This is a genomic window from Streptomyces sp. NPDC058001, from assembly GCF_042886315.1.
Classification (GTDB): Bacteria; Actinomycetota; Actinomycetes; order Streptomycetales; family Streptomycetaceae; genus Streptomyces.
This window is the reverse complement of the sequence record NZ_JBHVQT010000012.1, coordinates 241,388-248,083: the sequence shown is the minus strand read 5'-3', so window position 1 is coordinate 248,083 and position 6,696 is coordinate 241,388. Positions and strand designations below refer to the sequence as shown.

The following is a 6,696-nucleotide window of genomic DNA, read 5'->3' as shown; positions in this document are numbered from 1 at the left end:
GGGGGGGGGTTTCTGGGGGTTTACCATCACCCCCCCCCCGGGCTAGCGGTTGCATTGTGGGTTGGTGTTCGGGCCGGCCGGCGGGGGGGCCGCGCACCCCCCCCGCGGCGGCGATGCCGTGGACTGCCTCATGCAGCAGTCGTTCGAAGGAAAGTTCGTGCCCGCAGGCGGACGACGACTCTCCGATCAGGGACTCGGGCGCGGCAAGATCGGGCAGTTCGGGGTGGTGCCGCTGAATGTCGGCCCACGCCCCTGCCAGCTCTGCGGCGAGAACAGGTGGTGTCGTGCTCACGTCGTGACAACGAGCCGGGGTGCCTCTGTGTTCCTATTCCGGGGCATCCCAAATAATTTGCACGTACCCGTCAGTTGCCGCTGATGCACAGGGACGAGGGCGGGTGCGCTGATCTGCGGAGAAGCCTCGCAGGTCACCGCAAGGTGGTACGTAGTCACCCGTACGCCGCAATGCGTAGACAATGTCGTACGCGGGATGGCCGGGGTCCCCGGGGTGCGGGGGACGAAAGGGGCGTCAGTAGGCGCGGGCCACGACGGCGACGTTACCCGGTGCGTCCTCGTCGTCCGGTACCGACCCGTCGTCGGCGACCAGACACCGTACGGTCACGGCGTGCTCGGCGAGCTTGGCCTCGCCGTCGGCGCCGAGCGCGGCCCAGGGCAAGCGGGCCCAGCCGCCGGCCGTCGTGGCCTCGATCGCCTCGTCCACACCGGTCACGTCGGACGTACGGGACTCCCTACGCGCGCGTGCCTGCGTCAGGAGCAGTGCCTGGTCCTCCTCCAGGATCGCCGGCAGCAGTCCGGCGAGGGCGTCGAGGCGGACGGGCTCCTTGCCGCCGGGGATGCGGCGCACCAGCATCGCGGTGCCGTTCTCCAGGTCGCGGGGGCCGATCTCGACGCGTACGGGGACGCCCTTCAGCTCCCAGTCGACGGCGCGGCGGCCGAAGGGGGTGTCGGTGCGGTCGTCGACGTGGACGCGTACGCCCGCGGCCTTGAGCCGGTCGCCGGTCTCGCGGACGGCGGCCAGGACGGCGTCGTCGCCCTTGATGGCGAGGACGACGGCCTGCACGGGTGCGAGGCGGGGCGGTACGCGCAGGCCGTTGTCGTCGCCGTGCATCATCACCAGGGCGCCGACCATGCGGGTCGTGGAACCCCAGGAGGTCTGCCAGACGTACTCCTGCTTGCCCTCCTTGGAGAGGTACTGGGTACCGAACGCCTTGGCGAAGTTCTGGCCGAGTTCATGGCTGGTGCCGAGCTGGAGCGCCTTGCCGTCGCCCATCATCCCTTCGAGGGTGAGGGTGTTGATGGCACCGGCGAAGCGTTCCTTGGCGGTCTTGCGGCCCAGGATCAGGTCCATGGCGAGGACGTTCTCCATGAAGTCCGCGTACACCTCGCGGTGGATGCGGGCGGCGTACTCGCGCGCGTCCTCGTAGGTGGCGTGCGCGGTGTGGCCCTCCTGCCAGAGGAACTCGCTGGTCCGCAGGAAGAGCCGGGGGCGCAGTTCCCAGCGGACGACATTGGCCCACTGGTTGATCAGCAGGGGCAGGTCCCGGTAGCTCTGCACCCACTTGGCGAAGTAGTCGTTGACGATCGTCTCGGAGGTGGGCCGGACGACGACCGGCTCCTCCAGTTCCTTGCCGCCGCCGTGCGTGACGACGGCGAGTTCCGGCGCGAACCCTTCGACGTGCTCGGCCTCACGGGTCAGGTACGACTGCGGGATGAACAGCGGGAAGTACGCGTTCTGGGCGCCGGCCTCCTTGATGCGGAGGTCCATGTCCTGCTGCATCCGCTCCCACAGGCCGTAGCCGTAGGGCCTGATGACCATGGTGCCGCGCACCGGACCGTTGTCGGCCAGTTCGGCCTTGCTGACGAGGTCCTGGTACCAGCGCGGGAAGTCGTCGGCCCTGGGCGTGAGAACGGGTGCCTTTGCCATGCCGCGCATGGTACGGCGCGGTCCGAGTGAAACGTGAATCGGACAACGGGCGTGCGTCCGGCGACGCGTGGGGCAAGCTCCGGGCAAGCGCGGGCAAACGTCCTCCGTCCCCCCTGGACGCATCGGCGGATGCGCAGTTCCCTGACATACGGGGGACGTACGCGCGCGACATCGGGGGTGGGACGGACGAACGGCACGGCAACTCTCGGCGGATGGGGGCCCTTTCGATGACACCTACGCTCGCGCGGCGACCGCGCGGGACCACGGGACCGACCTCCCGCGCGGACCGGCACTCCCGCGCGCGTGACTGGGCGGAGATCCAGGAACGAATGCTGGTCCCGCTCTACGAGGCGGTGTACGAACGGCTCGACGTGGGACCCGGAACCCGGCTGCTCGGCCTCGGCTGCGGCTCGGGTCTGGCACTGCTGATGGCGGCGGCGCGGGGTGCGCCGGTCACCGGTGTCGAGGACGCGGAGCCCGAACGGCTCGCGCTGGCCCGGGAGCGGCTCGCGCACACGGACAACGGACCCCTGGGACCCCGACTGGTCGACGGACGCCCCACGGACGTACGGGACGCGCGTGACCCACACGACGCACGGGACACCGCGGAGGGCCGGAGCGGTCAGGCCCGTCAGGCCCGTCAGGCTCCCGCGTACGACCTCGTGACGGCCTTTCAGCCGGTGGGCGGGGCGCCGGGAGACAGTGCGGGGATCGGGGAACTTCTCGCCGAGGCCGGGCCGTTGACACAGCGAGGGGCCGCGGTGGTGCTGGCGGGGTGGGGTCCGCCGGAGCGGTGCGCCACGGCCGCGGTGCTGCGGGTCGCGACGGATCCTCTGCGCGGGTCCGGCGGGTGGCGTCCCGCGCCGAGGGACGACCTGGAGGAGGTGGCCGGGCGCGCCGGGCTGACGCCCGACGGGTCGGGTCGGGTCGCCTGTCCCTTCGGGTACGCGGACGCGGACAGCGCGGTGCGCGGGCTGCTGTCGACGGGCCTGTTCGACGCGGCCATGGGCGCGACGGACGCGGTGCAGATCGACAAGGAACTACGGGAGGCGCTGCATCCGTACGAGAGGGCGGACGGCACGGTGTGGATGCCGAATGTGTTCCGGTATCTGATCGCACGCGGGCGCTAGACCGCGGGTGACCGGCGCACTGAACCGCAGGTGACGGGGGCACCGGTGTCCGTCGCGGGGACCCTTGCCAGTATCCAGAATCCTGGTTACTGTCTGGGTCGTGAACGGTTTCGACGAGCGTTTCCTCACGCGCAACGGCTTCGCCGCCCGGCAGCTCGCGGTTCTGCTGCTCGGGCACGAGCCGGACACGCGGCTGCCCCGGGTGCGGGACTTCGCGGAGGAACTGGGGTGCGGGAACGGCACGGTCCAGGCCGCGCTCCAGCTCCTGGAGGAGGCCGGGGCGATCGAGACCACCGCGCGCGGACACCTCGGCACCTTCCTGGTCCGCTCGGACCGCACCATACTCTGGCGGCTCTCCGGCCTCGGCACCCTGCTCGCCGCGATGCCCCTCCCCTACTCCCGGCGCTACGAGGGTCTGGCCACCGGCCTGCGTTCCGCCTTCGAGCAGGCGGGGGCGCCCTTCGCGATCACGTTCATGCGGGGCGCCGGCGCTCGGACCACCGCCCTGCTCGACGGCAAGGTCGACCTGGTGGTCCTCTCCAGGCTCGCCGCGGACCGGCTGATGGAGAAGCACCCCGTACAACTCCTCGCCGATCTGGGGCCGGCGACCTATGTGGGCGCGCACGGACTGCTGCTGCGCGAGGGCGCCCAACTCGACGCGCCGGGGCTGCGGGTGGCCATCGACCACGCGTCCGAGGACCAGCGACTGCTCGCCGAGCGCGCCTTCGCCGGGCGCTCCGACATCGAGTGGGTCGAGTCCTCGTACATGCAGCTGCGGGACCTGTTCGCGAGCAAGCAGGCCGACGCGACCGTCTGGAACCTCGACGAGGTGCAGGGGCGGCTCGGGATGGCCGTGGACGTACTGCCGCTGGGTGACGAGGTCACCCGGGATCTGGCGCTGCGCAACTCCAGCGCGGCGATCATCGGCAGGAAAGAGGGCGCGCAGGCGCTGGCCGCGGTGCGCGACACGCTGGATCTGTCGGTCGTCACGTCGTTGCAGAGCGAGGTACTGAGGGGCGAGCGCATGCCTTCGTACTGACCACTGACCACTGAGCACTGACCGCTGACCGCTGACCGCTGACCGCTGACCACACCGCCCGGCCTTCCCACCGTGAACCGTCAACATCCCTTCCCCCAGGGCCTTTTGACCATCTCAATATCCAGAATCCCGATTACTGTCGAATTTAGGAGGGGCTTCGATGGACGACACGCTCGCGCTGCGCATCCGGCTGTTCCGCGAGGGCGGCGAAGTCCGGCCCGAGGTCGCCGACTTCGTGACCGACGAGCTGAACGCACTCGCCGCCGAGGGCCGGACCGTCACGGAGGCCACCGCCGGCATGCTCACCAGCCATCTGATGATGGCGCTCACCCGGCTCCTGAACGGTGAGCCGATCGAGCAGTTCCTCACCGACGAGCAGGTCGCCGCCGAACTCGCCGGGCATCCGGAGGCCGTTACGCGGGCCCGCGCCGTCGCCGGGCGCGCCGAACGCGAACTGGGCGCCGCGCTCCCTCCGTCCGAGATCAATTTCCTCGCCATGCATCTGGCGGTGCTGGCCCAGCAGCCCGCCTCCTGAGATTCCTGAGACTCCCGTGCCTCCTGAGAGAAGGAACCAGCCATGAAGAAGATCCTCACCGGTGGTGTCGGCAAGGTCGAGGTCACCCAGGCCGTCAACGACCTCGGGCTCGACGGGATCGAGGCGACCCGGTCCAGCGACATGGACGCCGCGATGAAGCTCCGTACCGGCCAGGCCGACTACTACCTCGGTACCTGCCATACGGGCGCCGGGGCCTCGCTCGGCGTGCTCGTCGGGCTCCTCGGCAAACCCGCGTGCCACACGTTCGGGCGGTCCGTGCCGAGTGAGGAGGAGATCGCCGCGCTGCTCGCCCAGGGCGTGAAGGTCTTCGGCTTCTCGCTCGACCAGATCGACGCCATCGCCCCGGCCATGGCCCGCGCCATCGCGGCCCGCGGCTGACCCACATGCCGGACCGGACCCCCCGCCGACACCGCCGCCGGACACCGCCACCGCCACCGCCACCGCCACCGAGACCGCCACCGAGACCGGCCCCGCACCCGGAATCGGCACCGGAATCCGACCCGCACCCGGAATCGGACCCACAGCCGAAAACGGACCCACACCCGCACCGCACCGTACGCAGGCCGACCGCTCCCCCACCGGACAGGCCCCCGACCCCGGCCGGCAGGCACCCCGCCTCCCGCCGAGCAGGCCCCGCCCCGCCCGGATCTCGCCGCACACCCGTCCCGGGCATGAAGGAGTGACCCCGTGAGCACCACTCTGGCCGCAGGCGTCAGCCTGGACTTCTCGCCGGCGCAGCAGCTGACCGTGATCGCCCTGTGTGCGCTGAGCGCGTTCATCTCGCACATGGCGCTGGCCGTCTTCAACGACGGCGTCCGTCCCTTCCTCCTGGACTTCGTCCAGGGCCGGTCCACCCGCAGCGCCACCACCGCCGTCTCCTTCGGCCTGTCGGCGGGCTTCATCTTCGGGCTCGGCGCGCCGATGGCCCTGTCCACGGGTGTCCTGAACCCGTGGCTGCTGTTCCTGCCGACGGACATCCTCGGTCTGCTCGCGCCCAAGAAGTGGCTGGCGCCGATCCTGGGCGGAGCCTGGGGCGCGGTGGTCGTCTTCGGTCTGAACGGCGCCAACAATGTCGCGCACGACCTGCCCGTCGACTTCCTGACGGCGATGCAGCAGATGTCGACGCCGATCCTGTTCCTGTTCACGCTGTTCCCGGTGCTCGCGATCACCAAGCAGTTCGGGCGCAAGTGGGGCGGGATCGCGGGCTTCCTGGAGTTCGCGCTGGTCGTGATGACCATGAAGCTGTGGCCGAACATGTTCGCCGGTGCGCTCGCGATGGCGGTCGGCGTGCTGATGCTCATCGGTCTGGCGGTCGCCAAGGACCTCAGGCAACGCAAGGCGGACCGCGCCGAGGGGATCGTCGAGCCGGTGCCGGACGGCGACGACCCGATGGCGTCGCTGTTCAGCGCCAGCGCGACCCGGCTGCGCACATACCTGCCGCTGTTCATGGTCCTGGGCGCGGGCGTGTGCGTGCTGGCGCAGATGCACATATTCGGCGGCGGTGAGGCCACCAGCTTCCTGATCGCCAAGGGGCAGTACGCGGAGGCCGCGCAGGTCGACTTCTACCGGGTGTTCGGCTTCATCCCGCTGATCGCGACGACCGCGCTCGCCTCGGGCGCGTACGGCATCGCGGGCTTCACGCTGGTGTACCCGATCGGCTATCTGATGCCGAACCCGTACCTCGCGGCGCTCGCCGGTGCCGCCGTGTTCGCCCTTGAGGTGCTGGCCCTGTCGTCCATCGGCAAGGTGCTCGGCAAGCTGCCCAGCGTCCGGGACTCCTCGGAGCATCTGCGCGGCGCGATCACGGACACGCTGCAACTGGCCATCCTGTTCGGCTCGTTGATGGCCGCGAACGCGATGGGCGGCGGCCTCGGCATCCTCGTCGTCGGCGGGCTCTATCTGCTGAACGAGGCCATGGGACGCCCGATCGTGCGCATGGCGGCGGCGCCCGCGGCGGTGATCGTCGGCGGCATCCTCCTCAACGTCCTGTACTGGCTCGACCTGTTCACGCCGATCAAGAGCTGAGGCC

At 70.4% G+C, this 6,696-nt stretch carries 6 protein-coding genes and 1 pseudogene; 5 read left to right on the top strand and 2 right to left on the bottom strand.

The features are described from left to right. Positions 1-91 precede the first annotated feature (91 nt). Together ACFVT5_RS29590 and proS are read right to left on the bottom strand one after the other, a co-directional pair. Positions 92-292: pseudogene (locus ACFVT5_RS29590) on the bottom strand (hypothetical protein); the annotation flags it as partial. A 234-nt stretch (positions 293-526) separates the two neighbouring features. Next, on the bottom strand, positions 527-1,942 hold the full coding sequence (gene proS / locus ACFVT5_RS29585; RefSeq protein WP_389894265.1) for a proline--tRNA ligase: 1,416 nt from the start codon (positions 1,940-1,942) through the stop codon (positions 527-529). 227 nt (positions 1,943-2,169) lie between these two features. Here proS and ACFVT5_RS29580 point away from each other — a divergent pair, with 227 nt between their 5' ends. From ACFVT5_RS29580 to ACFVT5_RS29560, 5 genes are all read left to right on the top strand, one after another. Continuing rightward, the gene (locus ACFVT5_RS29580) at positions 2,170-3,072 is read left to right on the top strand and encodes an SAM-dependent methyltransferase (protein ID WP_389894263.1); all 903 of its coding nucleotides are present in this window, start codon (positions 2,170-2,172) and stop codon (positions 3,070-3,072) included. A gap of 100 nt (positions 3,073-3,172) precedes the next feature. Continuing rightward, positions 3,173-4,111, top strand: coding sequence for a GntR family transcriptional regulator YhfZ (gene yhfZ / locus ACFVT5_RS29575; RefSeq protein ID WP_389894261.1), 939 nt, complete (start codon positions 3,173-3,175; stop codon positions 4,109-4,111). Positions 4,112-4,271: 160 nt separating this feature from the next. Further along, the gene (locus ACFVT5_RS29570; protein ID WP_389894259.1) at positions 4,272-4,646 is read left to right on the top strand and encodes a PRD domain-containing protein; all 375 of its coding nucleotides are present in this window, start codon (positions 4,272-4,274) and stop codon (positions 4,644-4,646) included. A 42-nt stretch (positions 4,647-4,688) separates the two neighbouring features. Next, positions 4,689-5,045, top strand: a complete 357-nt coding sequence (locus ACFVT5_RS29565) for a DUF2620 domain-containing protein (protein ID WP_389894257.1) — start codon at positions 4,689-4,691, stop codon at positions 5,043-5,045. A 309-nt stretch (positions 5,046-5,354) separates the two neighbouring features. Then, the gene (locus tag ACFVT5_RS29560; protein ID WP_389894255.1) at positions 5,355-6,692 is read left to right on the top strand and encodes a YhfT family protein; all 1,338 of its coding nucleotides are present in this window, start codon (positions 5,355-5,357) and stop codon (positions 6,690-6,692) included. Positions 6,693-6,696: the final 4 nt, after the last annotated feature.